Below are 23,260 nucleotides of genomic sequence, written 5' to 3' on the forward strand. Positions count from 1 at the left end.
CCCGCCCTCCCGTGCCAGGACGCAAGGGGGAGGAAGCATGTCCGAGACCACGGTTCCTGCTGTTGATCAACGCGATGATCCGCTGCGGTTCGGGGTTGGTGCGCGGGTCACGGTGGCGGTGATGACCGACCGGTACGTCGACGTGATCATGGACGCGCTGCGCCGGGCCGACGCGACCGGGCTGGTGGTGCAGACCGGCGACGTCAGCACCTACCTGGGTGGCGCCGAGCCGGAGCTGCTGCGCTACCTGACCGAGCTGTCGGCCGCGATCGCCGAGTCCGGCGAGCACGCGGCGATCACCGTCCACCTCTCCCGGGGCTGCCCGGGCGAAGTGATCTGCGAACTGCCGGGCGGGGCCGGGCCGCGGGCCGTCGAGGTGGCGCCGGGCCGGGTGACGGGGCGGTACGCGGCCGCCGAGTGGGCGCTCTATCCGTTGGCCGACGACGTCCGGGCCGGGGTCGAGCCCGATCACATGCGCGACATCTACGCGGCGATCGAGCTGGCCAAGGACAACGGGACGTTCCGCGCCTCCGAGCACTTCGTCACCCGGCTGGAAGGCGATCTTGGCACGGTGCTGGCCACCGTGTTCGCCGGCTGGACCATGGTCGGTCGCGGCGTGCAGCACGTGACCAGTCACCTCACCCTCTCGGTCAACAGCCCGAGTCATGATCATGTCGCCGGCTGAGCCGGCGGGCCGGCGGCGGCTGCCGCTGCGCGACATCGTGTTGCTGGTGATGCTCGGGGTGGTCTTCGGCTTCCTCTACTGGGCTCTCGTCCAGGGCTGGAACCTGCTGGCGGTCGCGATGGGCCCCGCCGGTGATCTTGCTCAGCACGTGCTGCTGGGCGGCTGGTTGCTGGTCGCGCCGATCGCGATCGCGATCATCCGGCGGCCGTTCGTCGGGATCATCGCCGAGGTGATCGCCTCGGTGGTCGAGGTGGTGTTCCTCGGCTCGGCCGTCGGTCCGCTGCTGGTGGTCGCCGCCGCGCTGCAGGGTGCCGGCAGCGAGCTGCCGTTCGCGTTGACCCGCTATCGGCGGTTCGGCTGGCTGACGTACGCGCTGTCCGGGCTGCTCGGCGCGGGCTTCGTGTTCGTCTTCTCCGCGTTCCGGTTCGGTTGGTTCGGCCAGGATCTGCTGCTGCTCCGGTTGGGGCTGCAGCTGTTGTCCGGCATCGTCCTGGGCGGGCTGCTGGCCAAGGTGATCATCGGTGCCCTGGTCCGCACCGGGGTGCTGGACCAGTTCGCGATCGTCCGTGAGGACGGGTCGGCGCGACCGGCCACCGTCCGTCGTGAACGGTGATCATCCGGTCGTCGCGACCGCCGCGCTGACCGCCGTCTATCCGACCGGCGACGGCATCGGTCCGGTCGACCTGACGATCGACGCGGGCGAGTACGTCCTTGTCCTCGGCCCGTCCGGATCGGGTAAGTCGACCGTGCTGCGGATGCTGCACGGCGCCGTCCCGCAGGCGATCCACGCCGAGGTCACCGGCGAGGTACGGATCGCCGGCCGGCGGGTCGCCGACGCCGGCGTGGCCGACCTCGCCGAGCTGGTCGGCGTCGTGGCCCAGGATCCGGAATCCGGCGTCTGCCTGCCCGACGTGGCCGACGAGGTCGCCTTCCCGCTGGAGAATCTGGCCGTCGACCCGGCCGCGATCGGTCCGGCCGTCGACCTCGCGCTGGCCCGGGCCGGGGCCGGCGGGCTGCGCGACCGGGCCACCGGAGAGCTGTCCGGTGGAGAGTTGCAGCGGATCGCCCTGGCCGCGGCGATCGCTGCCCAGCCGCGACTGCTGCTGCTCGACGAACCGACCTCGATGCTGGACGCCGCCGGGATCGACGCGGTCCGCCGCGCCATCGCCGGCGCCCGCCGGTCCACCGGAGCCGCCTGCGTCGTGGTCGAACACCGGCTGGACGAGCTCGCCGATGATCATGGCGCCGATGATCATGGGGCCGATGATCATGGGTTCGGCGGACTGCCGGGACGCTGGATCGTGATCGGCCGGGACGGCCGCGTCCGGCACGACGGGCCGCCCGGCGCGCTCAGCCGCGCCGACCTGCGGGACCTGGTCGGACAGGGCTGCTGGCTGCCGATCGACCTCGAGCTGCGCGCCCTCCTCGATCACGGCCCTGATGATCAAGATCCGGTCGGCGTCGGAGCTGATCATGGTCGCGGCCTCGATCACCCCGAGATCCTCGAGACACTGCTGAGCTCCGGCCTGCCCTGCGACCGGCTCGGGGAACGGTCCGGGGCTCCGTCCTCGGACGGGGATCGTACGGGCGAGCGGCTGATAGCGCGGGCGGTGGTGGTGGGGCGAGGCTCGCGGTCGCGGCGGCGGGTGGTGCTGGCCGGGGTCGACCTGGAACTGCGGCCGGGGGAGACGGTGGCGTTGGTCGGGGCGAACGGGAGTGGCAAGTCGACACTGCTGACCTGCCTGGCCGGGCTGGAGCGGCCCGACGCGGGCGAGGTGTCCGGACCGCGGCCGGGGCTGGTGTTCCAGAATCCTGAGCACCAGTTCGCTGACGCCACGGTCCGGGCCGAGCTGGCCTTCGGGCTGCCGGAGTCGGAGGCGCCACGGGTGGCGGCGATGCTGGACCGGTTCGGGTTGACCGGGGTGGCCGACCACAACCCGTACCGGCTCTCCGGCGGCCAGCAGCGCCGGGTCAGCCTGGCCGCGATGCTGCTGCACGACCGTCCCTTCCTGCTCGCCGACGAACCCGGCTTCGGGCTCGACCGGCAGGCGACGATCACCGCGCTGCGCACCCTCCGCGACACCGCGCGGGCCGGCCGCGGGGTGCTGTTCTCCAGTCACGATCTGCGCGCCGTCGCCGGCTACGCCGACCGGGTGCTGGTCCTCGGCGCCGGCCGGCTGCTGGCCGACACCACCCCGCTGCGTCTGCTCCGCGACAGCGCCCTGCTGACCGAGGCGCGACTCCGGCCGCCCCGGCTGCTCCGCCGTCTCGCCGACCGGGTCACGACGGACGCCGATCTCCGCGCGATCCTGCAGCACCTGGACACGCTGGCCCTCCGGCTGGCCGCCGGGGTCGGGGCCGGGGCGAACGGGGTGTTCCGATGAGCCGGACCATCCCGGCCGGAGCGGGCGACGGGGCCACCGGGAGTTGGCTCGCGCGCCGAAATCCGACGGTCAAGGTGGCGGTGTTGCTCGCCGTGTCGCTCGGCACCCTGGGCCTGTTCGATCCGGGTCCGCTGGTCGCGCTCTACCTGCTCGCCGTCGCGGCAGTCCGGCTGGCGGCGCGGGTCGAGTGGCGGACGCTGCTGCTCGGCCAGGTGCCGTTCCTGCTGTTCGGGATCGGCCTGGTCGCCGTGAACGCCCTCAGCCGGCCCGGCCCGTCGCTGCTGCCGGACGGGCCGCTCCGGATCACCGCCGACGGGCTGACGATCGGGGTCGCGCTGGCGCTGCGCGGCCTGGTGATCGGGGTGCTGACGATCGGGTTCCTGGCCAGCACGCCGCCGCGGGAGCTGATGGTGAGCCTGATGAGGCAGGCCCGGCTCAGCCCGCGCTATGCGTACGCCATCCTCGCCGGGCACCGGATGCTGCACGCGATGCCGAGCCGGTGGTCGACCATCCGCGCGGCCCACGCTGTCCGCGGTCCGGCGCGGCGGGACGGTCGGCCGCGGTTCGGCCCGGTGGAGTTCGGCCGGGCCGCCTTTGCCCTGCTGGTGGCCTCGATCCGGTCCTCCGAACGGATCGCGCTAGCCCTGGAATCCCGCGGCCTCGGCGACGGACCGCGGACCGTCTGGCGTCCGGTGCCGCTCGGTGGTCGAGACGCCCTGCTCGCGGTGATCGTGCCCGTCACCTTCCTCCTCGTCGTCCTGGCTCAACTCCTGCCGCTGTAGCCCGGCCCCTCCCCGACCGATCATCCGGCCGGGAACGCGGCGCGCTCTCCGAGAACCCTGGTGGTGCGGAACTCGCCACAGGTAGAGAAATGTGCGCTCTGGGGCCTGGCTGGGGTGCGGAACTCGCCACAGGTAGAGAAACGCACCTGCGCGTAGGGCCGAGGGCCTGGTTGGGGTGCGGAACTCGCCACAGGTAGAGAAACGCACACCTGCGCGTAGGGCCGAGGGCCTGGTCGGGGTGCGGAACTCGCCACAGGTAGAGAAATGTGCGCTTGGGGGCCTGGTTGGGGTGCGGAACTCGCCACAGGTAGAGAAGCGCACCCTGCGCGCTGGGCCGAGGTCTGCGTTCGATCCGGCCGGGAACGCGGCGCGGTGATCATGGTGTCGGTTCACCCGGGCAGGGGAGCCGACTTCGTTCGTCGGAGGGAGGCCCTGGTCGGCGGCGACGGGCAGGCTGGAGGCCGAGGGTGCCGGATTGCCATGATCGGGACCCGATGACAGGAGACGACATGATCAACGCGCCGGCACCGGTGAAGCGGGCGGCCGCCCCGACTCGGGGCCTGCGCCGGGTGGCCTGGGCCGCGGCCGCCTGGTGCGTCGGCTTCGCCGCGGTGAACCTGATCCAGGACGCGTCGGGGCGGTTCGATCACGGCGCGCTGGTCGACTACGCCGCCGGTCTGGCCGTGATGGGCTGGCTGGTCGTCGCGCTCAAGCTGCTCGGTGCCGCGGCCGCGTTGCTCACCGTCCACGAAGGCCCGCGATGGGTCCCGGCGCCGCTCCGGCTGCTGCTGATCTGGGGCGCGTTCGCCCTGCTGGCGCTGTATTCGGCGGGCAACCTGGTCGAGGCCGGCTATCTGCTGATCACGAACCCCGGGCTGATCACCGGACGGTCGCTGGGCTATGTCGCCTTCTTCCTCGCCGGCGCGGCCGCCTTCGGCGCGCTCGCGGTCTCGTATCGGCGCCGGACCGGGCAGGGCCGTCGCCTGATCATCGTCGGGGTGGTCGGGGCACCCGTGCTGCTCGGGCTGCTGCTCGTGGTCGCCCCGGCGATCCTGGCCGCGGCCGGGCTGTTGCCCGGCTGACCGGAGCGCGCCACTACTGACTCACGGCACTAGGGTCGTCACGGCACAGAGTGCCGGACCGGCCCGAGGAGGATGTGGATGAGGCGACGGTGGATCGCGATCCCGGTGGCGTTGATCATGGTCGCCCTGGCGGCCTGCGGCCCGGAGGACAAGCCCGGCGCTCCGGTCACCCCGGTGGCCTCGGACACCGCGGCACCGACCCCCAGCGCGCCGCCGCCGCAGAGCCACGACCTCACGCTGGCCAAGAAGTTCGCGCCGCTGGTCCGGCTCGGTGCGGCCGAGGAGTTCCTGCCGATCGATGCCGTCACCTTCATCGACCGGTCCGAGCTCCGCTGGAACCGGAAGGCCGGTCTCGTCTGCCCGGACCAGAAGGTGGACAAGGATCCGACGGCGCAGAAGCTGGCCGACCCGGCGAGTTACCGGACCCGGCGGACCGCCCCGCGCGTCTGCACGGGCCGGGTCGGCGACGAGTTCAACACGACCGAGAAGACCCGGCCGTACACCAACGACAAGCTCGGCGCCGAGGGCTACTTCCTGGACGCGGACAACGACGTGCACCAGGACGGCAGCGCCTCGGCCCCGGCCTACGTCGAGTACGTCGACGGGAAGGATGCGGGCAAGCCCGGCTGGACCGGCTACGTGTACTGGTTCTTCTATCCCTACAACCGCTGGACCAACCCGATCGGCGGCTTCGGCGGCAACCACGAGGGTGACTGGGAACGGGTCACCGTGGTCATCGATCCGTCCGGGAAGGCGGACGGCGTCGTGTTCTCCCAGCACCGCAAGAAGTGCCGGATGGCGTGGCCCGAGGTCGCGGGGAAGGACGGGCACCCGGTGGTCTACGCCGCGGTCGGCACCCACGGGTCCTACCCGGTCGGCGACGCGCGCTACGCCATGCACGTCGAACCGCTGCCCGACCAGGAGGTGCTGGAGGACGAGACCAGCACCAAGGGCGAGCAGTGGAAGACCTGGGACACGCTGCGCGAGGTCAAGGCCGAGCCGTGGTGGGGCTACGGCGGCGGCTGGGGCGAGGTCGGCAGCGGCATCCCGAAGCTGAGCGAGCTGCAGACCGGTCCGGCCGGACCGAGCACGTACAAGAGCATGACGGCCGAGGCCTTCAGCACCGACTCCTGCCCGAAGCCGGTCTCGGTCGGGGCCAAGCCGACCGCCGATCCCAAGCTGGCCGCGGTCAAGCGGCTGGAGGAATACCTGCATGCCGTCGGTCGCGAGGACGCCGAAGCGGCCTGCAAGATCTCCGTGCCGGAGTCGCGGCCGCTCTGCCGGATGGCGCTGCCGATCGCGTTCGGGGAGCTGAGCAAGAAGGAACGCTCCGCGTTGAAGACCGCCACCGTGGACCTCGGCAAGGTGCGGAAGGCGGCGAAGGATCGCTACGAGATCCCGACCGACGCGATCCCGGCCGACGTCGGCGGCTCCGAGGGCACGTTCGTGATGGTCCACCGCGACGGCGAGTGGTACCTGACGGAATGACTCAGCGGAAGGAGCGCAGCGCGGCCGGGAAGGCGGTCGGGCTGAGGTAGGTGCTGCTGGACAGCTCGAGGGCGAAGCCGTCGACGGGACGGCTGAACTCCCCGCGATACGGCAGCACGACCAGTTCGTGCAGCCCGCGCCGCCAGGCCCCGGCCAGCTCCTCGACGTACTTGCCCTCCGGGCTCTCCTGCGCGGCCCGGCTGCGGTCGGAGTCGATCAGGGTCGTCTTCCAGGCGGTGAAGGCGTCCCGTTCGAAGTAGGTCCCGAGCTCCATCGGCCACAACGGCGGCTTCCCGATCCGGGTGAACAGGCCCTGCATCGTGCCGGAGTTGCGGCAGCCGTCGAGCCGGTGCCGCCAGGCCCAGAGGTCACGCCAGTTGCGGTCCCAGGCCGCATCCCAGTCGGCCCGCTGCTGCCGGGACAGCGGCCGGGTGCTCTGTGGCGGCTCCGGCTCGAGCTCCGGGATCCGGGTCGCCGGCTGCAGCCCGTACGCGGAGTGCAGGAACAGGAACTGCAACAGGAACTCGTCATCGACCGTGGTCGTGATCCTCATCTCGCTCGGCCACGGATCGTGCCAGGCCGCAGCATATTTCTCGGCAAACCGCATGGTCCCACCCCTCAATTCGACCAACGCTGTTCCCCGATCTGCCTATCTTGCGTCAGATTCGCACCGATTGGGAGGCCTGGCCGAAAGATCATGCGTGCGGGGTACGGCCGCCGGGCGATCAGCGGGGCCGGTAGCGCAGGTGCAACGTGCCGTTGCCGAAGCGGTGCACCAGGTCCAGGTCGAGGTCGAGGTGGACGCCGTCGGGGAGGTAGGCCAGCCCGCCGCCGACCACCGCCGGGACGGCGAACAGGTTGAACTCGTCGACCAGCCCGGCGCGGATCGACTCGGCGGCGAGGGTGGGCCCGCTGATCACCAGATCGTGGTCGACCGACTGCTTGAGCTCGCGCACCCGGTCGGTGGTCAGCCGAGGCTCGATCGTGGTCCGCGCGGTCGGCGCCTCGGTCAGGGTCGCGGAGAAGACGATCTTGTCGGCCGCCTGCCAGATGTGCGCGAAGTCGATCATCAGCGCGGTCTGCCCGGGCTCGGCGTCCAGCGTCTCCCAGCCGATCATCATCTCGTACATCCGTCGCCCGTAGAGATAGGTGCCGGCGCTGCGTTCATGATCATTGATGTAGCCGAAGACCTCGTCGTCCGGCTCGGCCCAGTCGAACTTTCCTTCCTGGTCGGCGAGATAGCCGTCCAGTGAGGCGATCGCGGTGTAGATCAGTCGTCCCATCGGGTCAGCCCTTCCGCTGGAAGCGCAGGTGCAGCACGCCGTTGGCGAACCGGCGCTCGGACACCAGGTCGAGGTCGAGCCGGACTCCCTCGGGGAAGAACCGGTTGCCGCCGCCGACGATCACCGGGCAGACGATCTGATGGATCTCATCCACCAGCCCCGCCTTGATCGCCGTCGCGGCCAGGGTCGGGCCGTCGACGGTGAGATCGTGGTCGCTCTCGGCCTTCAACCGCCGGATCTGCTCCGGGTCGAAACTGCGCTCGAGTCGGGTCCGTTGACTGGCCGTCTCGGTCAGCGTGGCCGAGTAGACGATCTTGTCCGCGGCCTGCCAGACCCGGGCATAGTCGTATATCACCTGTGGCTGGTCGGGCAGTTGATCGGCGGTCTCCCAGTAGACCATCGTCTGATACATCCGGCTGCCGTAGAGGTAGGTGCCGACGCCGGCGTACTCCTCGGTGACGAACGCGTGCACGTCGTCCTCGGTCGCGGTCCAGCCGAAGTCGCCGTTCGCGTCCTCTGCGTAGCCGTCGAGCGAAGTGATCATCGAATAGATCAGGCGGCCCATGGTGATCCTCTTCCTTCCGGGTCTGCTTGCGGGATGCAATCGGAAGAATCGTAAGCTAATATGATTGCAGAACGCAACTAGTCCTATCCGGAGGAGCGGACATGGCCGAAGGGCATCGATCGGGCTGCCCGATCAACCTTTCGCTCGAGGTGTTCGGTGACAAGTGGAGCCTGTTGATCCTGCGGGACATGATCTTCGGCGGGCGTCGGCACTTCCGCGAACTGCTGACCAAGTCGGACGAGGGGATCGCCTCCAACATCCTTGCCAGCCGGATGAAGCGTCTGGTCGAGACCGGCATGCTGACCAAGGCCGACGACCCGAGCCACAAGCAGAAGGCGATCTACAGCCTGACCGAAGCCTCGATCCAGCTCGTCCCGATCATGGCGGCGCTGGGCACCTGGGGCACCCGCTGGCTGGACGTCAGTGAGGAACTGTCGATCCGGGCCCGGCTGCTCACCGACGGCGGCGAAGAGTTGTGGGACCGGTTCATGGAGGAGCTGCGGGCCGAGCAACTCGGGAAGAAGATCACTCCCGCCCCGGACGGCAAGTCGGTCCGGGAGCGGCTGCAGGAGGCCTACCTCGAGGTCGTCGCCGCCCAGCAGGCTTCCTGATCTTGTTCCGATCGACTGGCTCAGGTGCGCGCCGAGGCGAGGTCGCGGGCTCGGTCGATGATGGCCGGCATGGCCGCCTCGACGGCGCGCAGGGTGTCGTCGAAGCCGGTTTCCTCGCCGTACCAGGGATCGGGGACGCCCGAGCCGGGCTCCGCGTCGGGATCGAAGTCGGTCAGCAGGGCCACGTCGACGTCGGGGTCGACGGCGTGCAGCTTGCGGACGTGCAGGTCCTCCATCGCGATCACCAGGTCGGCGCCGGCCAGCTCGGCGGCATCGATCCGGTGGGCGACATGATCATCGGCGTCGTAGCCGTGCCGCCGCAGGGTCCGGGCGGCGCGCGGATCGATCGGCGCGCCCAGCTCCTCGCTGCTGGTCGCGGCACTGGTGAACTCCACGCCGGTCAACCCCGCCTCGCGGGCCTGCCGGACGGCGACCCGCTCGGCCATCGGCGAGCGGCAGATGTTGCCCCAGCAGACGAAGATCACGCGGACCGGATCGCGGTCAGCCACGCCGGGCCTCGTTCTTGTCCTTCAGGAACGCGTTCAGGATGAAGCTGACGACCGATACGATCAAGGCGCCGAGGACGGCCCACCAGAAGTTGGACACCTGCCAGCCGAGCCCGACCAGGCCGGCGATCCACGAGGTGAGCAGCAGCATCAGGGCGTTGATCACCAGCAGGAACAGGCCGAGGGAGAGCAGGACGATCGGCGAGGTGACCAGGGTGAAGATCGGCTTCACCACCGCGTTCAGCACGCCGAAGATCAAGGCGATGATCAACAACGCGATCACCTGGTCGGTCAGCGAGTCGGCGGTCAGCGAGATGCCGGGCAGCAGCCAGGTGGCGACGGCGAGTGCGGCCGCGTTGGCCAGCAGGCGGAGAATCATCCTCATGGTTCGATCGTGGCACGTTCGGCCAAGGAGTGCCTCCGGGACGCGCGCGCCCGCACCCTGCGACCGGCTCAGGGTGCGATCAGGGTCCCCGACCCCTAGTGCCCCCCGCCAGGGATCCGTCACATAATTCGGCGCGCTGAAGCGGCGATCTGCCGCGTTGTCGTCAGTCGCCGTACGACCCGGTACGCCTTCCTCCTCCGCCTTGCAGCTCACCACTTCATCCCACCGACTTATGCAACGGATCCCTGGCGAGGGACACTGGCGGCAACGTCCGCCGGAAAGGATCACGAGGGTGAAGAAGTACGTGCTCTTCGATCATGACGGCGTCCTGGTGGACACCGAGTTCTGGTACTTCACCGCCGGCGAGCGCGCACTGGCCGACGTCGGCTTCACGCTGGACCGGGAGCAGTATCTGCGGGACATGCCGCAGGGCCTGGCCACCTGGGCCCAGGCCAGGGCGGCCGGTGTCGATGAGCAGACCATCAGCCGGCAGCGTCCGGTCCGGGACGCCTACTACCAGGAGTATCTGAGGACCGAGGCGATCGAGATCGACGGCGTGGTCGACACCCTGGCCGAGCTGTCCCGGCACGTCCGGATGGCCATCGTGACGACGTCCAAGCGGGTGGATTTCGACCTCATCCATGAGTCTCGGCAGATCCGGCCGTTCATGGAGTTCGTCCTGGCCCGCGAGGACTACGAGCACGCCAAGCCGCACCCGGAGCCGTACCTGGCCGGACTGGAGCGCTTCGGCGCCGGCGCCGCGGAGACGTTGGTGGTCGAGGATTCGGCCCGGGGGCTGAGCTCGGCCGTGGCGGCCGGCATCGACTGCGTCATCGTCCACAACGAGTTCACCAAGGCTCAGGACTTCTCCCGAGCCGGCCACCGGATCGAATCACTGAGTGAACTGAAGGAGATCATTCTTCATGCCGCCTGAAGGAACCCGACCGTCCGTCGACCAGCAACTCCTGGACCATTGCCTGACCGATGCGGAGTTCGAAGAACTGCCGGGCTTCTCGCGCAACAAGGTGCGGGACACCTACCGGCTGCCGGGCCGGCGCCGGTTGTTGATCTCCACCGACCGTCAGTCCGCCTTCGACCAGGTCCTGGCCGCCGTGCCGTACAAGGGCCAGGTGCTGACCCAGACGGCCCGCTACTGGTTCGACCAGACCGAGACGGTGTGTCCGAACCAGGTGATCTCCTACCCGGACCCGAACGTCGTCCTGGTCCAGGACCTCGACATGCTGCCGATCGAGCTGGTGGTGCGGTCCTACCTCACCGGGTCCACCAACACCAGTGCTTGGTCGCTGTACGAGCGCGGCGAGAGAATGCTGTACGGCCACGAGTTTCCCGACGGGCTGGTGAAGAACCAGCAACTGCCCGCGCCGATCATCACGCCGACGACGAAACCCGCCCAGGGCGGGCACGACGCGCCGATCACGGCAGCGGAGATCCTCGAATCCGAACTCGTGACGCCCGACCAGTGGCACGAGCTGGCGGAGAAGAGCCTGGCCCTGTTCGCCCGCGGGCAGGAGCTGGCGGCCGAGAAGGGCCTGATCCTGGTCGACACCAAGTACGAGTTCGGTCTTGATCACCACGGCACGATCGTGATCGCCGACGAGATCCACACGCCGGACTCCAGCCGCTACTGGATCGCCGACACCTATCGGCAGCGGTTCGAGGCCGGGGCGGAGCCGGACAGCCTGGACAAGGAGTTTCTGCGGCTGTGGATAGCCGCTCGCTGCGATCCGTACCGGGAGCCGATCCCGCCGATCCCGGCCGAGACCTTGATCGACTTCAGCAACACCTACATCGCCCTGTACGAGCGGTTGACCGGGTCGGAGTTCGAGCGACCCGACGCGCGGATCCCCATCCGGGCTCGGATCCGCGCCGCCCTGGCCGAGGCGCTGCCGGAGTATTTCTGACCGGGATGATCAAGCGTCGGCCAGGGCCGCCCGCTCCGCGCCGATCGTGGTGTCGTCGCCGTGCCCGGTCTTGACCACGGTCTCGTCCGGCAGCGCGAACAGCTTGGCCCGGATCGAGGCCACGATCGTGTCGTGGTCGCTGTAGGACCGGCCGGTCGCACCGGGGCCGCCGTTGAACAGGGTGTCCCCGGTGAACACGACGCCCAGCTCGGGGGCGTGGAAGCAGACCGCGCCCGGGGCGTGGCCCGGAGTGTGCAGCACGGTCAGCGTCGTGCCGGCCACCACGACCCGCTGCCCGTCGGTCAACTCGCCGTCCGGCTCGGTGTCGTGGGTCAGCCGCCAGACCACCAGGTCCTCTGGGTGCAGCAGCACCGGCGCCTCGAACCGCGCGGCCAACTCCGGCGCGAACCGGACATGATCATCGTGGGCGTGGCTGCAGAGCACGGCCAGCACCCGGCGATCACCGATCACCGCGGCGATGGCGTCGACATCGTGCGGCGCGTCGATCACCACGCACTCGGCGTCGTCGCCGATCACCCAGACGTTGTTGTCGACGTCGAAGGTCTGCCCGTCCAGCGAGAACGTGCCGGCGGTGACGGCATGATCAATGCGGACCGAGGTCACCAGACCACCACCGAGCGCAGCACGTCGCCGCGGTGCATCTTGTCGAACGCGGCCTCGATCCCGTCGATCCCGATCTCCTCCGAGACGAAGGCGTCCAGCGGCAGCCGACCCTGCAGATAGAGGTCGATCAACATCGGGAAGTCCCGGTCGGGCAGGCAGTCGCCGTACCAGCTGGACTTCAGCGCGCCACCGCGACCGAACACGTCCAGCAGCGGCAGCTCCAGCTTCATCTCCGGGGTCGGCACGCCGACCAGCACCACGGTGCCGGCAAGATCACGACCGTAGAACGCCTGCCGGTACGTCTCCGGCCGGCCCACCGCCTCGATCGCGACGTCGGCACCGAAGCCGCCGGTCAGCGCCTGCAGCTGCTCCACCGGATCGCCGGTCGAGGAGTTGATCACGTCGGTCGCGCCGAGCTCCTTGGCCTTGCTCAGCTTCCGATCATCGATGTCGATCGCGACGATCTTGCTCGCGCCGGCCAACCGGGCGCCGGCGATCGCGGCCGAGCCGACCCCGCCGCAGCCGATCACCGCGACCGTGTCGCCGCGACCGACGTTGCCGGTGTTGATCGCCGCGCCGAGGCCGGCCATCACGCCACAGCCGAGCAGGCCGGCGGCGGCCGGGCGGGCCGCCGGGTCGACCTTGGTGCACTGGCCGGCATGCACCAGCGTCTTGTCCGCGAACGCGCCGATGCCGAGCGCCGGGGACAGCTCGGTGCCGTCCTCCAGGGTCATCTTCTGCTCCGCGTTGAAGGTGGCGAAGCAATACCAGGGCCGGCCGCGGCGACAGGCCCGGCAAGTGCCGCAGACCGCGCGCCAGTTCAAGATCACGTAGTCGCCCGGCGCGAGATCGCGGACGCCGTCGCCGACCGCCTCGACGACGCCGGCCGCCTCGTGCCCGAGCAGATACGGGAAGTCGTCGCCGATGCCGCCCTCGCGGTAGTGCAGGTCGGTGTGGCAGACACCGCAGGCGCTGATCTTGACCACCGCCTCGCCCGGCCCCGGGTCGGGGATGTTGATCGTCACGAGCTCGGTCGGTGCCCCCTTGGCGCGGGCGATGACACCTCTGACTTGCTGCGGCACGACTGCTCCTCGGGAGTTCGCGATCGGGACGTCCCCGCATCGTATCCGGGCCCCACCGCGCGAGGGTTAGGTGTCAGGAGGTTCATTCCCTGTGCCCGTCGAAGGGAGGGCTTGGGTGCTCGTTCCCTGAGCTCGCCGAGGGGATGCTTCGGTGTTCGTTCCCTGAGCCTGTCGAAGGGCATGCCAGTCGGCGCTGTTCTCCCGCGGTTTCGGCCTGACGGCCAGGAAAGACGCAGCAAGGTCGGGCGGGATTGCGGTGGGTGGGGGAATCGCGGCCGGGCCCCGGTCGGTTTGGGGCACGCCATTCGGGGCGTCCGGAGGTGTTTCGGCTGCTCGGGGTGCTCTGGGTTCATCGAGTGTGACCTTTTCGACCTCGATTGTCGGTTCTCAGGTGGGAAACGTCACTCTCGATGAACGACACAATTCCTCGACGCCCGGCGGGTGCGGGACCGGTCGAGCATGGCAGCCGGCGGCAGCAGCCATCGCCGGAACCGGCGCCCGGGCGCGATGCGGACCGACCGCACCAACCCGCCCGCCTTTGATGCGTCTTTCCCGGCCGTCAGGCCGAAACCCGCGGGAGAAGGCGCGGTCTGGTCTGCCCCCTTCGACAGGCTCAGGGAACGAAACCCCGAGCTCAGCTCACAGGCACCGCACAGGTTGCGCCGGTAGGGTCGCGGAGATGGAGCAGACCGGGTGTGTCGTCGTCGGCGGCGGTCCGGGCGGCATGATGCTCGCCTATCTGCTGGCCCGGCACGGCGTCCAGGTGACCCTGCTCGAGGCGCACCGAGACTTCGACCGCGACTTCCGCGGTGACTCCTTGCATCCGTACACGCTGGAACTGCTGGACGGCCTCGGCCTCGCCGACGAGTTGCTCCGACTGGATCATTTCCCGGCCCGGCGGTTTCGGATGCACACGCCGGCCGGCACGATCGTGACCAGCGACTACGGCCGGCTGGAGTCGAAATACCCCTACGTCGCGTTGATGCCGCAGGCCCGGTTCCTCGACTTCCTGGTCGAGCGGGCGCTGGCCCTGCCGACCTTCCGGTTGATCACCGGCGCCCGGGCCCGGGAGTTGATCACCGACCCGACCGGCGTGGTCCGCGGCGTCGCCTGGTCAGGCAGTGGGGTCGCCGGCGACGGCGAGCAGCGGCTGGGTGCCCCGTTGATCATCGCCGCGGACGGCCGGAACTCCAAGCTGCGCAGGCTTTCCGGGCTGCCGCAGACCAAGCTCGGGGTGGGCAGCGACCTGCTCTGGTTCCGGCTGCCGCGGCGCCCGGAGGATCCGCCCGAGGCCGATGTCGATCTCTACTTCGGCCGCCGGAACTATGTCGGTCTGCTCGGCGGTGATCATGACTGGCAGCTCGGCTACACCCTGCCCAAGGGTGGCTACCCGGCGGCACGGGCGGCCGGCGTCGAACCGATCCGGGCCTTCCTGCGTGATCATGTCGGCTGGCTGGGGGAGCGGATCGAGCAGCTGACCGACTTCTCCCAGACCACCCTGCTGTCGGTCGAGATCTCCCGGCTGGACCGCTGGCACCGGCCCGGGCTGCTGCTCATCGGCGACGCCGCGCACGTGATCTCACCGGTCGGCGGAAACGGGATCCTGATGGCGATCCAGGACGCCGTCACGGCCAGCAACCTGCTCCGCGGGCCGTTGCTGGCCGGCGACGATCCGGTCCCGGACGCCGTCCTGGCGCAGATCCAGGCCGAGCGGATGCCGGCCATCCGCGAGGTCCAGGCGCAGCAGGCCGACATCGAGGGCCGGGCCAAGCAGGCCCGGGAGCGCGGTCGCCCGCTGATCCCGGGTCGGCTGCTCAAGATCGTCACCGCGTTGCCGGGAGCCCGGGCCCGGTCGGCGCGATCCAACGCGTACGGGCCCTACCCGCCCCGCCTGGTGCTGCCCTGACCGGCGCCGATCAGCCCCACTGACCCGGCTGCTGGCGGGTGCTGACGTTGAGCCGGTTGTACGTGTTGGTGGTGGCGATCCACAGCACCAGCACGGCCAGCTCCTTCTCGTCGTAGTGCTCGGCGGCGGCATCCCACACCTCGTCCGGCACCGGATCGGGCCGATCACTGAGCCGGGTGACCGCCTCGGTCAGTGCCAGCGCGGCCCGCTCGGCATCGGTGAAGTAGGGCGCCTCGCGCCACCCCGGCACCGTCGCCAGCCGTTGATCGGACATCCCGCTCTTCCGGGCCGCGCCGAAGGCCGACTCCAGGCACGGTGCGCAGCCGTTGATCTGGCTGGCTCGCAGATGGACCAGCTCCAGGGTCTCCCCCGGCACCCCCTGATCGCGGATCGACAGGGCGAGCGCGTACAACGCCTTGCCCGCGTCGGGGAAGAAGCTGGCCGGGTTCTTGATGCGTGGTTCCATGATCGTTTCTCCTTGGTTGTCACACGGACCCCGCTCGGTCCGTCAGGGCAGTGACGGATGCCGGCGAGAGGATGTGACAGATGCACGACGACAATCTGGGGATGGGTGAGCCGACCGACGAGCTGCTGGCCGCGGCCTTCGAGGAGAACCGGTCCCGGCTGCGCAGCGTCGCGTACCGGATCCTGGGGTCGACCGGCGAGGCCGAGGACGCGGTGCAGGAGGCGTGGCTGCGGCTGAACCGGTCCGCGGCGGAGCGGATCGACAATCTGGGCGGCTGGCTGACCACCGTCGTCTCCCGGATCTGCCTGGACCAGCTGCGGAGCCGGAACACCCGGCGCGAGGACTCGCTCGACTCTCGGCCGATCGAGCTGCCCACGGATGAAGATCACGGCCCGGAGCAGCAGGCGGTGCGGTCGGACGCGATGGGCGCCGCCCTGATGATCGTGCTGGACACGCTGGCCCCACCCGAACGGTTGGCCTTCGTCCTGCACGACCTGTTCGGGGTGCCGTTCGACGAGATCGGCCCGATCATCGACAAGTCGCCCGCCGCCAGCCGGCAGCTGGCCAGCCGAGCCCGGCGCCGGGTCCGCGGCGGCTCGGACCAGGACAGCGGTGACCGGGATCAGGCCCGGCAGACCGAGGTGGTCGCCGCGTTCCTCGACGCCACCCGCAACTCCCGCTTCGACCGGCTGCTGGCCCTGCTCGATCCGGACGTGGTGCTGCGGGCCGACGGCGTGGCCGTCGCGGCGGCCCAGCGGTTCGCCGATCGGGGCGCGCCGCGGATCGCCGCCGAACTGCACGGGGCAGAGGCGGTCGCCAACGCTCTCGCCGGCACCGCTCAGGCCGCGCAGGTGGCGCTGCTGGACGGCTTCGCGGGAGCCACCTGGGCGCCGAACGGCACGCCGCGGTCGGTCTTCGAGATCACCATCCGGGACGGCCGGATCGTCGCCATCGACCTGTTCGTGAGCCCGGACCTGGTCGAGTCGTTCGAGGTTGAGCTGCTGGCCTGAGCCGGGCATTGCCCGGCCCGGGCCGTGGGGTAGCGTCGCGGGGAATTGCTCACAGCGGGGAGGAGACTGCGATGTCGGAGCCAACCGGTCCCGAACTCTCGGACGTCGAGGGACCGAAGGACGACATCCCGACCGGCTCCGAGTTGCGTGGTGGTCGGCTCACCGTGTCGGACGAGCCGTTCGGCGAGACCGCCGCCGGCGAGGCGGTGCGGCGCTTCACCTTCGGCACCGAGGGTGGGCTGCAGGTGAGGATGCTGACCTACGGCGCCACCATCCAGTCGATCGAGCTGCCGGATCGTCGCGGCCGGCGCGCGGGGATCACGCTCGGGCTGTCGACGGTGGCCGACTACGAGGACCACAGCCCGTACTTCGGCGCCACCATCGGCCGCTTCGGCAACCGGATCGCTTCGGGGCGGTTCAGCATCGACGGCGAGTCCTTCCAGGTCCCGGTCAACGACGGCGACAACGCGCTACACGGCGGCACCACCGGCTTCGACAAGCGGATCTGGGACGCCACCCCGATCGACGAGGACGACCGGGTCGGCGTCAGCTTCCGCTACGTCAGCCCGGACGGCGAGATGGGCTTTCCGGGCACCCTGGACACCACCGTCGACTACACCCTCGACCGGCGGCACCGGCTGACCATCGCCTATCGGGCCAGCACCGACCGGCCCACGATCGTCAACCTGACCAACCACGCGTACTTCAACCTGGCCGGCGAGGGGGAGGGCACCGTCGAGGACCAGCTGCTGCAGGTCGCCGCCGGCCACTACCTCCCGGTCGGCGACGGCGCCATCCCGCTCGGCCCGCCGGCCCCGGTCGACGACACCCCGTTCGACTTCCGCCGGGCCAAGCCGATCGGCCGCGACCTGCGCGTCGGCCACGAGCAACTGCTCCGCGGTCAGGGGTACGACCACAACTGGATCCTGGACGACTACGAGCAGGGTCGGCTCCGTCCCGTCGCGGCCGCCTACGACCCGAAGTCCGGCCGCTGGCTGCGCTGCTGGACCGACGAGCCCGGCGTCCAGATCTACTCCGGCAACTTCCTCGACGGCACCTTCACCGGCCGCTCCGGCACCGTCTATCGCCAGGGCGACGCCTTCACGCTGGAGACGCAGCACTATCCGGACTCACCCAACCAGCCCGACTATCCGTCGACCGTGGTCCGACCCGGCACGCCGTACGAGACCACGACCGTCTTCCAGTTCGGCGTCGCCTGAGCATGCGGCAGTTGATCCGGGTCTTCTGGGGCCCCCGACCCGAACCGATCGAGTCCGTGACCGAGCGGTGGCGCCGGACCGTCGAGGAGCTGGCCGCGTTGCTTCCAGCGGCGAGCCGTTCCTGGGGCCGGGTCCATCCGGACCCGCCCGAAACGAAGATCATCCCGGATGCGGCGGGCCTGCTCGCCGCGTTGCGGGCGGTGCAGCAGGCACCGGACTGGTGGGAGGAGCTCGGCACCGGCCTGAGGCTGCTCGGCACCGGCGCACCGGGCTGGGAGGTCGAGGTCAGCGGGCTGGCCGGCGGTTCCGCGGAGTTCGTCCTGCAGTCCCTCGTCGTCGCCCTGCAATCACCCGGCGACGAGGCCCCGGCCGACCTCGGCGGCCGGCTGCTGACCCGGCTGGCCCTGATCTGGGAGCCGGACTTCGGCGACGCCACCGACGACGACATCCTCGACGCCCTCGAGGACGCCGGCTTCTCGATCGGCGACCCGTTCATCGGACGCTCCGGCTATCTCTCACCCGGCCGCGCCGCCCTCGTCCCCGATGCTCTCGGCGCCCGGATCGAGCCGCTGCCGGACGGCGGCGTCGTCCTGCACGTCGCAGCCGCGGATGATCAAGCTGTCGTCGTCGCCGCGAACGAACAGCTCCGCCGGGCCGGCGCGCTGGAACCGTTGCCGCGGCCCCTGGCCCGGCCTCGCCTCTGACGGCCGATGCTCGAAGCCGAGCCGGACGAGGCGGTGAATCAGCCGCGTCTCGGCCCGGCCGGATCATGATCGACGAGGTTGACGGAGAGCAGTGTTGCGCCGGAGTCGCGAAGGTGGGCCAGGATGCCGTGCAGGTGGGCCTGGTCGGTGACGGTGCCGGTCAGGGTGGTGCTGCCGTCGAGGTTGCGGATGATCATGAAATCGTCGAGCCAGGCGGCCCAGTGGTCGTCCAGGTGACCGGCGACCAGGAACGCGTACGTGCTCGATCCCGGGGTGATCATCGCGGCACCGTCGCTCGGGGCCGGCGGCGGATCGCGTACTCGGCGACGCCGAGATTGATCAACCAGCCTGCGGCCTTGGCCAGGTCACCGGTGAGTTCGCCGGTGCCGAAGACCGCTTCCGTGATGCCCTCGGTGAAGGCCTGGGTGCCGGCGGCGACCGCGATCGCGTACGCCCTGATCATCCAGGCCCGATGGGCGACGAGGTCGCGCCGACGGATGGCGACGAAGCCGAGGACCAGGCAGGCGGCGAGGGCGGCGCCGAAGATCAGGCGCAGGACATAGAGCAGGTCGCCGCTGCCGGGTTGGCGTTGGAAGGCGAGGGTCAGCCACAGCGCCGAACCGGCGACGAGCAATCCGGCCACGACCAGCACCCGGCCGCTGCGCCGGTGCCAGGCCGAATGCCGGCGGCGGATTCGCGGCACGAACTGGAGGATGCCGAGCAGCGCGTACGTCGCGGCGCCGACGATGTGCAGCACCAGCGGCAGCGGGAAGCCGGTGAACCGTTCGTTGGCCGGGATGATCGCCGGACCGCCGGCGAGTTGCACCAGTCGCAGCGCGCCGGTGGTCAGCGGGATGGCACTGAGCAAGATCAGGACGACCGGGACTGGCCAGCTGCGCGGGATGGTCGGCCGCCCGGCCGGCTCCGCTGATCGCGAAGCCGGCGGGCTGCCCAGCGGCCGACTGGTCATCGGACCGCGGGCTGGTCGACGCCGACGGCCGGCCGCTGGTTGATGATCTTGGACGGCCGGGTGCTCCGCCACAAGGAGAGGCCCAGTCCGATCAAGGCGACCGCGGTGGGCACGGCGAACGGCCGGTTGAACGCGTCCGGCAACAGTTGCAGCGCCAGCGTGGCGCCGGTGCCGACGGCGAGCAGGGCCGCGGCCCACCGCGCCAGCACTCGCGCCCGGAACAGGGCGATCCCGAAGAGGAGGCCGCCGACGATGTAGCCGATCCCGGAGAGCGTGAACACGACCTGCATCAGGCCGATGTCGCCGACCGGGGTGCCGCCACCGGCCGCGACCAGGATGTCCTCGACGTAGCCGGGAGCCGTCCGGGCGAGCGTCGGCAGCACGAACGCCGCGATCACCTCGACGACGAACATCGCGAAGTAGCCGAGACCGAACACCAGATAGCCGAGCAGGCCGAGGACGCCGGCCTGGCGGATCTGACGCAGATACATCCCGGTGATCCCGGCCAGCACCAGCATCGCCATGATCGCCTTGGCTGCGTTGCGGATGATCATTTCGGTGCCGACCACCGAGGCCAGCTCGAGCGGCGGGTGATTGACCTGGACGCCGAGGAAGATGGCGCCGGCGACGACGGCGCAGAGACCGGCGGCGCCGGTCAGGCGTTCGGAGTTGATGATCATAAAAGGCTCCCCCTGTGACTGTCGGACCGAGTCGTCCGGTGATACCGAGGACGGTAGGAACCGACGAGGTGAGGTGACATCACCAGATCGGGTGATCGAGGTGGTGATCTGTCCGGAAGGTCGGGCGCAGGACCCTAGAGCAGCCCGAGGTCGGCGGCCCGGAGGATCGCGGCCCGGCGGGTGTTCACCGCGAGCTTGCCGAAGATGTGCTTGGTGTGGGTCCGCAGCGTGTTCACCGAGACGAACAGTCGGCGGGCGATCTCCGGGCCGGTCAGCTCGGTGGCCAGCAGCCGGAGCACCTCCAGCTCCCGCTCGCTGAGCCGATCGTCGTTCGCCGCCGCCGATCGGACCGGCGGACGGTGGGCCGCCGCGCTCAGCAGCAGCTCGGCGTGGCCGGCCGACCCCGACTCCCCGCAATGCTCGGCAAAGTCCCGGAGCAACTCCAGCAGCGACGGGCCCTCGTCCAGGAACAGCCGCCGATAGCCGGCCGGCACCCCGGCCTCGAGCGCCGCGGCCAGGTCGGCGTGCGCCCCGGTCGGGTCGCCGCCCTCGCGCCGGGCGAGCGCGCGGACCAGCCGGGCCTCGATCAGGCTGCCGTCGCGCCCGGCGGCCGCGGCGTCCTCGATCACCCGGCCGAGCATCGCGATCAGCTCCGGCGGCGCCTGCCGGGCGTCGGCGCGGGCGGGGTCGAGCCGGCCCTGGGCGATCAGCAGCCGGGCGTACGTGAGCTGGTTGAACTCGCCCAGGAACCTCGGCCGGGCGGCGACCTCCAGCTCGTACGTCCGGGCCCAGTCCCACGCCTCGGCCAACCGGCCCTGGGCGATCCGGACCCTCGCCCGGGCCGCCGGAATCGGCCGCAGGTCAGGGAAGAAGCCCGGCCGGTAGAGCGGCTCCGCCTGCTCGAGCAACCCGACCGCGCCGTCGAGCTCGCCGCGCGCCCGGAGCAGCCCGGCCATGGTCGTGAACCACCGATGCCGGTTCTCCGGGAAGGAGGCGGCGTCGCCCAGCTCCCGCGCGAGCTGCAGCCGGCGGTCGGCCTCGGCCAGCTCGCCCTGCTCCCGGAGCACCTCGGCCAGCCCGACGTGCAGGTCGCCGGTCGCGGCCAGCGGCCCCGGCGCGAGCTCGGCCCGGGCCAGCGCCTGCTCGTAGCGGCGGCGGGCCTCGGCCGGCCGGCCCCGGTCGAGCCAGATGCCGGCGAGGACGACGGTCGCGCCGAGCTCGTCCACCAGTTGACCGGCCGCCCGCAGCTGCCCCACGGCCCGCTCGAACGTGTCGACGGCGGTGGCCAGGTCGCCCGCGGCCCAGGCGGCGAGGCCGAGGAAGCCGTACGCCGCACCGCGGGCCGGGTGGTCCTCCGGCCGGGACGAAGCCAACGCCCGGTGGGCGTACGCCACGGTCCCGGCGACGTCGCCCCGGGCCTGCGCGACCGAGGCGCGATAGACGGACACGGAAGCCGGCACCCCGCGCAGCTCGGCGTCCCGGGTCCGGACCGCCTCGACCAGCGGACCGGTGGGCCAGTCGACGGCGCCCCGGCTCTCCGCGGGCCGGGCCTCGGCCAGCTCGAGCCAGCCCTCGACGGCGTCCAGATCGCCCTCGGACAGCCGGGCCCACGCTTGGGTGACGGCGAGCAGCGGGCGGCGGCGGATGATCGGCTCGGGCACCGCGGCCAGTAAGTGCCGGATGGCGTACTCCCGGCGCTGCCGACGCAGCTCGGGCAACGCGAACTCGACCAGTTCGGCGGTCAGCTCGCCGTCGCCGCTGCGGCCGGCGTGCCTGACCGCGTCAGTGATCAGGCCGTGCTCGGCCAGCCAGCGCGCGGCGGCCGCATGCAGGGACGCCGATCGCTCCGGGTCCTGGGCCCGCAGCCGGGCCCGCAGCGCCTCGGCGAACAGGTGGTGATAGCGGAACCACTCGCCGTGGTCGTCGAGCGCGACGACGAACAGATTGCCCCGGTGCAGTCGCTCCAGGATCCGGCCGCTGCCGGCTCCGCCGGTGATCGCGTCGCAGAGCGGCCCGGTCAGCTGGTCCAGCACCGAGGTGTCGAGCAGGAACTGTCGTACGTCCTCGGGTTGATGATCAAGAACCTCCTCGACCAGGTAGTCCAGGACGAACCGGTGGCTGCCCGCGAACGCGGCGATGAACGCGTCGATCGGTCCCCGAGCGTTGACGGCGTGCTCACTGACGGCGCGGCCGCGCACGGAGAGTGCCGCCAACTGCAACCCGGCCGCCCACCCTTCCGTCCGGGCCTCGAGCGCGGCGACCTGGGCCGGATCGAGGTCGAGCCCCATCACCCGGTTCAGGAGCTCCTCGGCCTCGGCGGCGGTGAACCGCAGGTCGGCCGCCCGGAGCTCGAGCAGCTCGCCCCGGGTCCGCAGCCGGGCCAACGGCAGTGGCGGATCGGCGCGGGTGATGATCACCATCGTGACCTGGGGCGGCAATTGGTCGAGCAGGAACGTGACCGCCCGCTGGACCGCCGGCGCGTCGATCAGGTGATAGTCGTCCAGGGCGAGCACGGTCGGCCCGGCCAGCTGATCAAGGTCGTTGATCAAACTCACCAGGACGTCCTCGACCGGCCCGCCCCGGTCCCCCTCGGCCAGGGCCAGCGCCTCGGCCCCCAGCTCCGGACCCGTGGTCCGGATCGCGGTGATCAACTGGATCAGGAACTGGTGCGGGTCGGTGTCCCCGGCATCGAGGGAGAGCCACGCCACGGCCCGGCCGGTCTCGGCCAGCCACTGACTCATCAGCGTCGTCTTCCCGAACCCCGCCGGTGCTGCCACCAGCACCAGTCGCGGCAACGTGTCGGGCGCCAGCAGCCGCTCGGTCAGTCGACCCCGCGGCACCAACGGCCGCCGCACCCGCGGCAGCCGCAGCTTGGTCCCCACGACCGGCATTCCCTCACGGTAAC

General features: G+C 70.8%; 25 protein-coding genes. 13 read left to right on the forward strand and 12 right to left on the reverse strand.

Translation table 11 applies throughout. The features are described from left to right. The first annotated feature begins 37 nt into the window (after positions 1-37). The 6 genes from FNH24_RS27105 to FNH24_RS27130 all read left to right on the forward strand — a co-directional run bounded on the left by FNH24_RS27105 (position 38) and on the right by FNH24_RS27130 (position 6,421). Positions 38-685 (forward strand): YkoF family thiamine/hydroxymethylpyrimidine-binding protein, encoded by a 648-nt coding sequence (locus FNH24_RS27105; RefSeq protein ID WP_152365351.1) that lies wholly within the window; start codon positions 38-40, stop codon positions 683-685. Continuing rightward, positions 666-1,298, forward strand: a complete 633-nt coding sequence (locus FNH24_RS27110) for an ECF transporter S component (protein WP_217428565.1) — start codon at positions 666-668, stop codon at positions 1,296-1,298. Before FNH24_RS27105 ends, FNH24_RS27110 begins: the two co-directional genes overlap by 20 nt. Beyond that, on the forward strand, positions 1,288-3,069 hold the full coding sequence (locus tag FNH24_RS27115) for an ABC transporter ATP-binding protein (protein WP_161606339.1): 1,782 nt from the start codon (positions 1,288-1,290) through the stop codon (positions 3,067-3,069). The genes FNH24_RS27110 and FNH24_RS27115 overlap by 11 nt, the downstream gene beginning before the upstream one ends. Then, positions 3,066-3,851 carry an energy-coupling factor transporter transmembrane component T family protein gene (locus tag FNH24_RS27120; RefSeq protein ID WP_152365353.1) on the forward strand — a complete coding sequence of 262 codons (786 nt, stop codon included), beginning with the start codon at positions 3,066-3,068 and terminating at the stop codon, positions 3,849-3,851. The genes FNH24_RS27115 and FNH24_RS27120 overlap by 4 nt, the downstream gene beginning before the upstream one ends. A gap of 509 nt (positions 3,852-4,360) precedes the next feature. Continuing rightward, complete coding sequence (locus FNH24_RS27125; protein WP_152365354.1) at positions 4,361-4,933, forward strand: hypothetical protein; 573 nt, start codon at positions 4,361-4,363, stop codon at positions 4,931-4,933. 78 nt (positions 4,934-5,011) lie between these two features. Then, positions 5,012-6,421 (forward strand): hypothetical protein, encoded by a 1,410-nt coding sequence (locus FNH24_RS27130; protein WP_152365355.1) that lies wholly within the window; start codon positions 5,012-5,014, stop codon positions 6,419-6,421. A 1-nt stretch (position 6,422) separates the two neighbouring features. Here the strand turns inward: FNH24_RS27130 and FNH24_RS27135 are convergent, their stop codons facing one another. From FNH24_RS27135 to FNH24_RS27145, 3 genes are all read right to left on the reverse strand, one after another. Continuing rightward, complete coding sequence (locus FNH24_RS27135) at positions 6,423-6,974, reverse strand: hypothetical protein (protein WP_152365356.1); 552 nt, start codon at positions 6,972-6,974, stop codon at positions 6,423-6,425. A 172-nt stretch (positions 6,975-7,146) separates the two neighbouring features. After that, positions 7,147-7,704, reverse strand: a complete 558-nt coding sequence (locus FNH24_RS27140; protein ID WP_152365357.1) for a dihydrofolate reductase family protein — start codon at positions 7,702-7,704, stop codon at positions 7,147-7,149. A 4-nt stretch (positions 7,705-7,708) separates the two neighbouring features. Beyond that, positions 7,709-8,269 (reverse strand): dihydrofolate reductase family protein, encoded by a 561-nt coding sequence (locus FNH24_RS27145; protein WP_152365358.1) that lies wholly within the window; start codon positions 8,267-8,269, stop codon positions 7,709-7,711. A 101-nt stretch (positions 8,270-8,370) separates the two neighbouring features. Between FNH24_RS27145 and FNH24_RS27150 the strand changes: the two genes are divergently transcribed. Continuing rightward, the gene (locus FNH24_RS27150; RefSeq protein ID WP_152365359.1) at positions 8,371-8,880 is read left to right on the forward strand and encodes a winged helix-turn-helix transcriptional regulator; all 510 of its coding nucleotides are present in this window, start codon (positions 8,371-8,373) and stop codon (positions 8,878-8,880) included. 20 nt (positions 8,881-8,900) lie between these two features. Here FNH24_RS27150 and FNH24_RS27155 read toward each other — a convergent pair whose 3' ends face one another. Together FNH24_RS27155 and FNH24_RS27160 are read right to left on the reverse strand one after the other, a co-directional pair. Continuing rightward, entirely contained in the window at positions 8,901-9,389 is a 489-nt protein-coding gene (locus FNH24_RS27155) for a low molecular weight protein-tyrosine-phosphatase (protein ID WP_152365360.1), read from the reverse strand. After that, positions 9,382-9,771 (reverse strand): phage holin family protein, encoded by a 390-nt coding sequence (locus FNH24_RS27160; protein ID WP_152365361.1) that lies wholly within the window; start codon positions 9,769-9,771, stop codon positions 9,382-9,384. The genes FNH24_RS27155 and FNH24_RS27160 overlap by 8 nt, the downstream gene beginning before the upstream one ends. Positions 9,772-10,063: 292 nt before the next feature. Between FNH24_RS27160 and FNH24_RS27165 the strand changes: the two genes are divergently transcribed. Together FNH24_RS27165 and FNH24_RS27170 are read left to right on the forward strand one after the other, a co-directional pair. Further along, entirely contained in the window at positions 10,064-10,705 is a 642-nt protein-coding gene (locus FNH24_RS27165; protein WP_152365362.1) for an HAD family hydrolase, read from the forward strand. Further along, positions 10,695-11,693 carry a phosphoribosylaminoimidazolesuccinocarboxamide synthase gene (locus FNH24_RS27170; protein WP_152365363.1) on the forward strand — a complete coding sequence of 333 codons (999 nt, stop codon included), beginning with the start codon at positions 10,695-10,697 and terminating at the stop codon, positions 11,691-11,693. The genes FNH24_RS27165 and FNH24_RS27170 overlap by 11 nt, the downstream gene beginning before the upstream one ends. Before the next feature lie 9 nt (positions 11,694-11,702). Here FNH24_RS27170 and FNH24_RS27175 read toward each other — a convergent pair whose 3' ends face one another. Beyond that, positions 11,703-12,317 carry an MBL fold metallo-hydrolase gene (locus FNH24_RS27175; RefSeq protein WP_152365364.1) on the reverse strand — a complete coding sequence of 205 codons (615 nt, stop codon included), beginning with the start codon at positions 12,315-12,317 and terminating at the stop codon, positions 11,703-11,705. Continuing rightward, the gene (locus FNH24_RS27180) at positions 12,314-13,399 is read right to left on the reverse strand and encodes an S-(hydroxymethyl)mycothiol dehydrogenase (protein WP_152365365.1); all 1,086 of its coding nucleotides are present in this window, start codon (positions 13,397-13,399) and stop codon (positions 12,314-12,316) included. Before FNH24_RS27180 ends, FNH24_RS27175 begins: the two co-directional genes overlap by 4 nt. 679 nt (positions 13,400-14,078) lie before the next feature. Here FNH24_RS27180 and FNH24_RS27185 point away from each other — a divergent pair. Then, positions 14,079-15,305 carry an FAD-dependent oxidoreductase gene (locus FNH24_RS27185; protein WP_152365366.1) on the forward strand — a complete coding sequence of 409 codons (1,227 nt, stop codon included), beginning with the start codon at positions 14,079-14,081 and terminating at the stop codon, positions 15,303-15,305. Between the two features lie 10 nt (positions 15,306-15,315). Here the strand turns inward: FNH24_RS27185 and FNH24_RS27190 are convergent, their stop codons facing one another. Continuing rightward, positions 15,316-15,771 carry a carboxymuconolactone decarboxylase family protein gene (locus FNH24_RS27190; RefSeq protein ID WP_152365367.1) on the reverse strand — a complete coding sequence of 152 codons (456 nt, stop codon included), beginning with the start codon at positions 15,769-15,771 and terminating at the stop codon, positions 15,316-15,318. 80 nt (positions 15,772-15,851) lie between these two features. Between FNH24_RS27190 and FNH24_RS27195 the strand changes: the two genes are divergently transcribed. The 3 genes from FNH24_RS27195 to FNH24_RS27205 all read left to right on the forward strand — a co-directional run bounded on the left by FNH24_RS27195 (position 15,852) and on the right by FNH24_RS27205 (position 18,705). Continuing rightward, positions 15,852-16,781 (forward strand): sigma-70 family RNA polymerase sigma factor, encoded by a 930-nt coding sequence (locus FNH24_RS27195; RefSeq protein WP_246187092.1) that lies wholly within the window; start codon positions 15,852-15,854, stop codon positions 16,779-16,781. Positions 16,782-16,852: 71 nt separating this feature from the next. Beyond that, on the forward strand, positions 16,853-18,001 hold the full coding sequence (locus FNH24_RS27200; RefSeq protein WP_152365368.1) for an aldose epimerase family protein: 1,149 nt from the start codon (positions 16,853-16,855) through the stop codon (positions 17,999-18,001). Positions 18,002-18,003: 2 nt separating this feature from the next. Continuing rightward, complete coding sequence (locus tag FNH24_RS27205) at positions 18,004-18,705, forward strand: Imm52 family immunity protein (RefSeq protein ID WP_152365369.1); 702 nt, start codon at positions 18,004-18,006, stop codon at positions 18,703-18,705. Positions 18,706-18,743: 38 nt separating this feature from the next. Here the strand turns inward: FNH24_RS27205 and FNH24_RS27210 are convergent, their stop codons facing one another. The 4 genes from FNH24_RS27210 to FNH24_RS32520 form a co-directional block, all read right to left on the reverse strand. Next, positions 18,744-18,986 (reverse strand): hypothetical protein, encoded by a 243-nt coding sequence (locus tag FNH24_RS27210; RefSeq protein WP_152365370.1) that lies wholly within the window; start codon positions 18,984-18,986, stop codon positions 18,744-18,746. Next, positions 18,983-19,675 (reverse strand): DUF2306 domain-containing protein, encoded by a 693-nt coding sequence (locus tag FNH24_RS27215; protein WP_152365371.1) that lies wholly within the window; start codon positions 19,673-19,675, stop codon positions 18,983-18,985. The genes FNH24_RS27210 and FNH24_RS27215 overlap by 4 nt, the downstream gene beginning before the upstream one ends. After that, positions 19,672-20,355 carry a hypothetical protein gene (locus tag FNH24_RS27220; RefSeq protein WP_152365372.1) on the reverse strand — a complete coding sequence of 228 codons (684 nt, stop codon included), beginning with the start codon at positions 20,353-20,355 and terminating at the stop codon, positions 19,672-19,674. The genes FNH24_RS27215 and FNH24_RS27220 overlap by 4 nt, the downstream gene beginning before the upstream one ends. Before the next feature lie 134 nt (positions 20,356-20,489). After that, complete coding sequence (locus FNH24_RS32520; RefSeq protein WP_152365373.1) at positions 20,490-23,246, reverse strand: winged helix-turn-helix domain-containing protein; 2,757 nt, start codon at positions 23,244-23,246, stop codon at positions 20,490-20,492. Between the last annotated feature and the right edge of the window lie 14 nt (positions 23,247-23,260).

Source organism: Microlunatus speluncae (assembly GCF_009299835.1).
In the GTDB taxonomy this organism is placed as follows: Bacteria; Actinomycetota; Actinomycetes; order Propionibacteriales; family Propionibacteriaceae; genus Microlunatus; species Microlunatus speluncae.

What these genes read in the sequence shown, in the direction of transcription:
- FNH24_RS27105 (WP_152365351.1), top strand. Translation starts at nt 38, where the DNA reads ATGTCCGAGACCACGGTTCCTGCTGTTGATCAACGCGATGATCCGCTG.
- FNH24_RS27110 (WP_217428565.1), top strand. Translation starts at nt 666, where the DNA reads ATGATCATGTCGCCGGCTGAGCCGGCGGGCCGGCGGCGGCTGCCGCTG.
- FNH24_RS27120 (WP_152365353.1), top strand. Translation starts at nt 3,066, where the DNA reads ATGAGCCGGACCATCCCGGCCGGAGCGGGCGACGGGGCCACCGGGAGT.
- FNH24_RS27125 (WP_152365354.1), top strand. Translation starts at nt 4,361, where the DNA reads ATGATCAACGCGCCGGCACCGGTGAAGCGGGCGGCCGCCCCGACTCGG.
- FNH24_RS27130 (WP_152365355.1), top strand. Translation starts at nt 5,012, where the DNA reads ATGAGGCGACGGTGGATCGCGATCCCGGTGGCGTTGATCATGGTCGCC.
- FNH24_RS27135 (WP_152365356.1), bottom strand. Translation starts at nt 6,974, where the DNA reads ATGAGGATCACGACCACGGTCGATGACGAGTTCCTGTTGCAGTTCCTG.
- FNH24_RS27140 (WP_152365357.1), bottom strand. Translation starts at nt 7,704, where the DNA reads ATGGGACGACTGATCTACACCGCGATCGCCTCACTGGACGGCTATCTC.
- FNH24_RS27145 (WP_152365358.1), bottom strand. Translation starts at nt 8,269, where the DNA reads ATGGGCCGCCTGATCTATTCGATGATCACTTCGCTCGACGGCTACGCA.
- FNH24_RS27150 (WP_152365359.1), top strand. Translation starts at nt 8,371, where the DNA reads ATGGCCGAAGGGCATCGATCGGGCTGCCCGATCAACCTTTCGCTCGAG.
- FNH24_RS27160 (WP_152365361.1), bottom strand. Translation starts at nt 9,771, where the DNA reads ATGAGGATGATTCTCCGCCTGCTGGCCAACGCGGCCGCACTCGCCGTC.
- FNH24_RS27170 (WP_152365363.1), top strand. Translation starts at nt 10,695, where the DNA reads ATGCCGCCTGAAGGAACCCGACCGTCCGTCGACCAGCAACTCCTGGAC.
- FNH24_RS27185 (WP_152365366.1), top strand. Translation starts at nt 14,079, where the DNA reads ATGGAGCAGACCGGGTGTGTCGTCGTCGGCGGCGGTCCGGGCGGCATG.
- FNH24_RS27190 (WP_152365367.1), bottom strand. Translation starts at nt 15,771, where the DNA reads ATGGAACCACGCATCAAGAACCCGGCCAGCTTCTTCCCCGACGCGGGC.
- FNH24_RS27195 (WP_246187092.1), top strand. Translation starts at nt 15,852, where the DNA reads ATGCACGACGACAATCTGGGGATGGGTGAGCCGACCGACGAGCTGCTG.
- FNH24_RS27200 (WP_152365368.1), top strand. Translation starts at nt 16,853, where the DNA reads ATGTCGGAGCCAACCGGTCCCGAACTCTCGGACGTCGAGGGACCGAAG.
- FNH24_RS27205 (WP_152365369.1), top strand. Translation starts at nt 18,004, where the DNA reads ATGCGGCAGTTGATCCGGGTCTTCTGGGGCCCCCGACCCGAACCGATC.
- FNH24_RS27210 (WP_152365370.1), bottom strand. Translation starts at nt 18,986, where the DNA reads ATGATCACCCCGGGATCGAGCACGTACGCGTTCCTGGTCGCCGGTCAC.
- FNH24_RS27215 (WP_152365371.1), bottom strand. Translation starts at nt 19,675, where the DNA reads ATGACCAGTCGGCCGCTGGGCAGCCCGCCGGCTTCGCGATCAGCGGAG.
- FNH24_RS27220 (WP_152365372.1), bottom strand. Translation starts at nt 20,355, where the DNA reads ATGATCATCAACTCCGAACGCCTGACCGGCGCCGCCGGTCTCTGCGCC.
- FNH24_RS32520 (WP_152365373.1), bottom strand. Translation starts at nt 23,246, where the DNA reads ATGCCGGTCGTGGGGACCAAGCTGCGGCTGCCGCGGGTGCGGCGGCCG.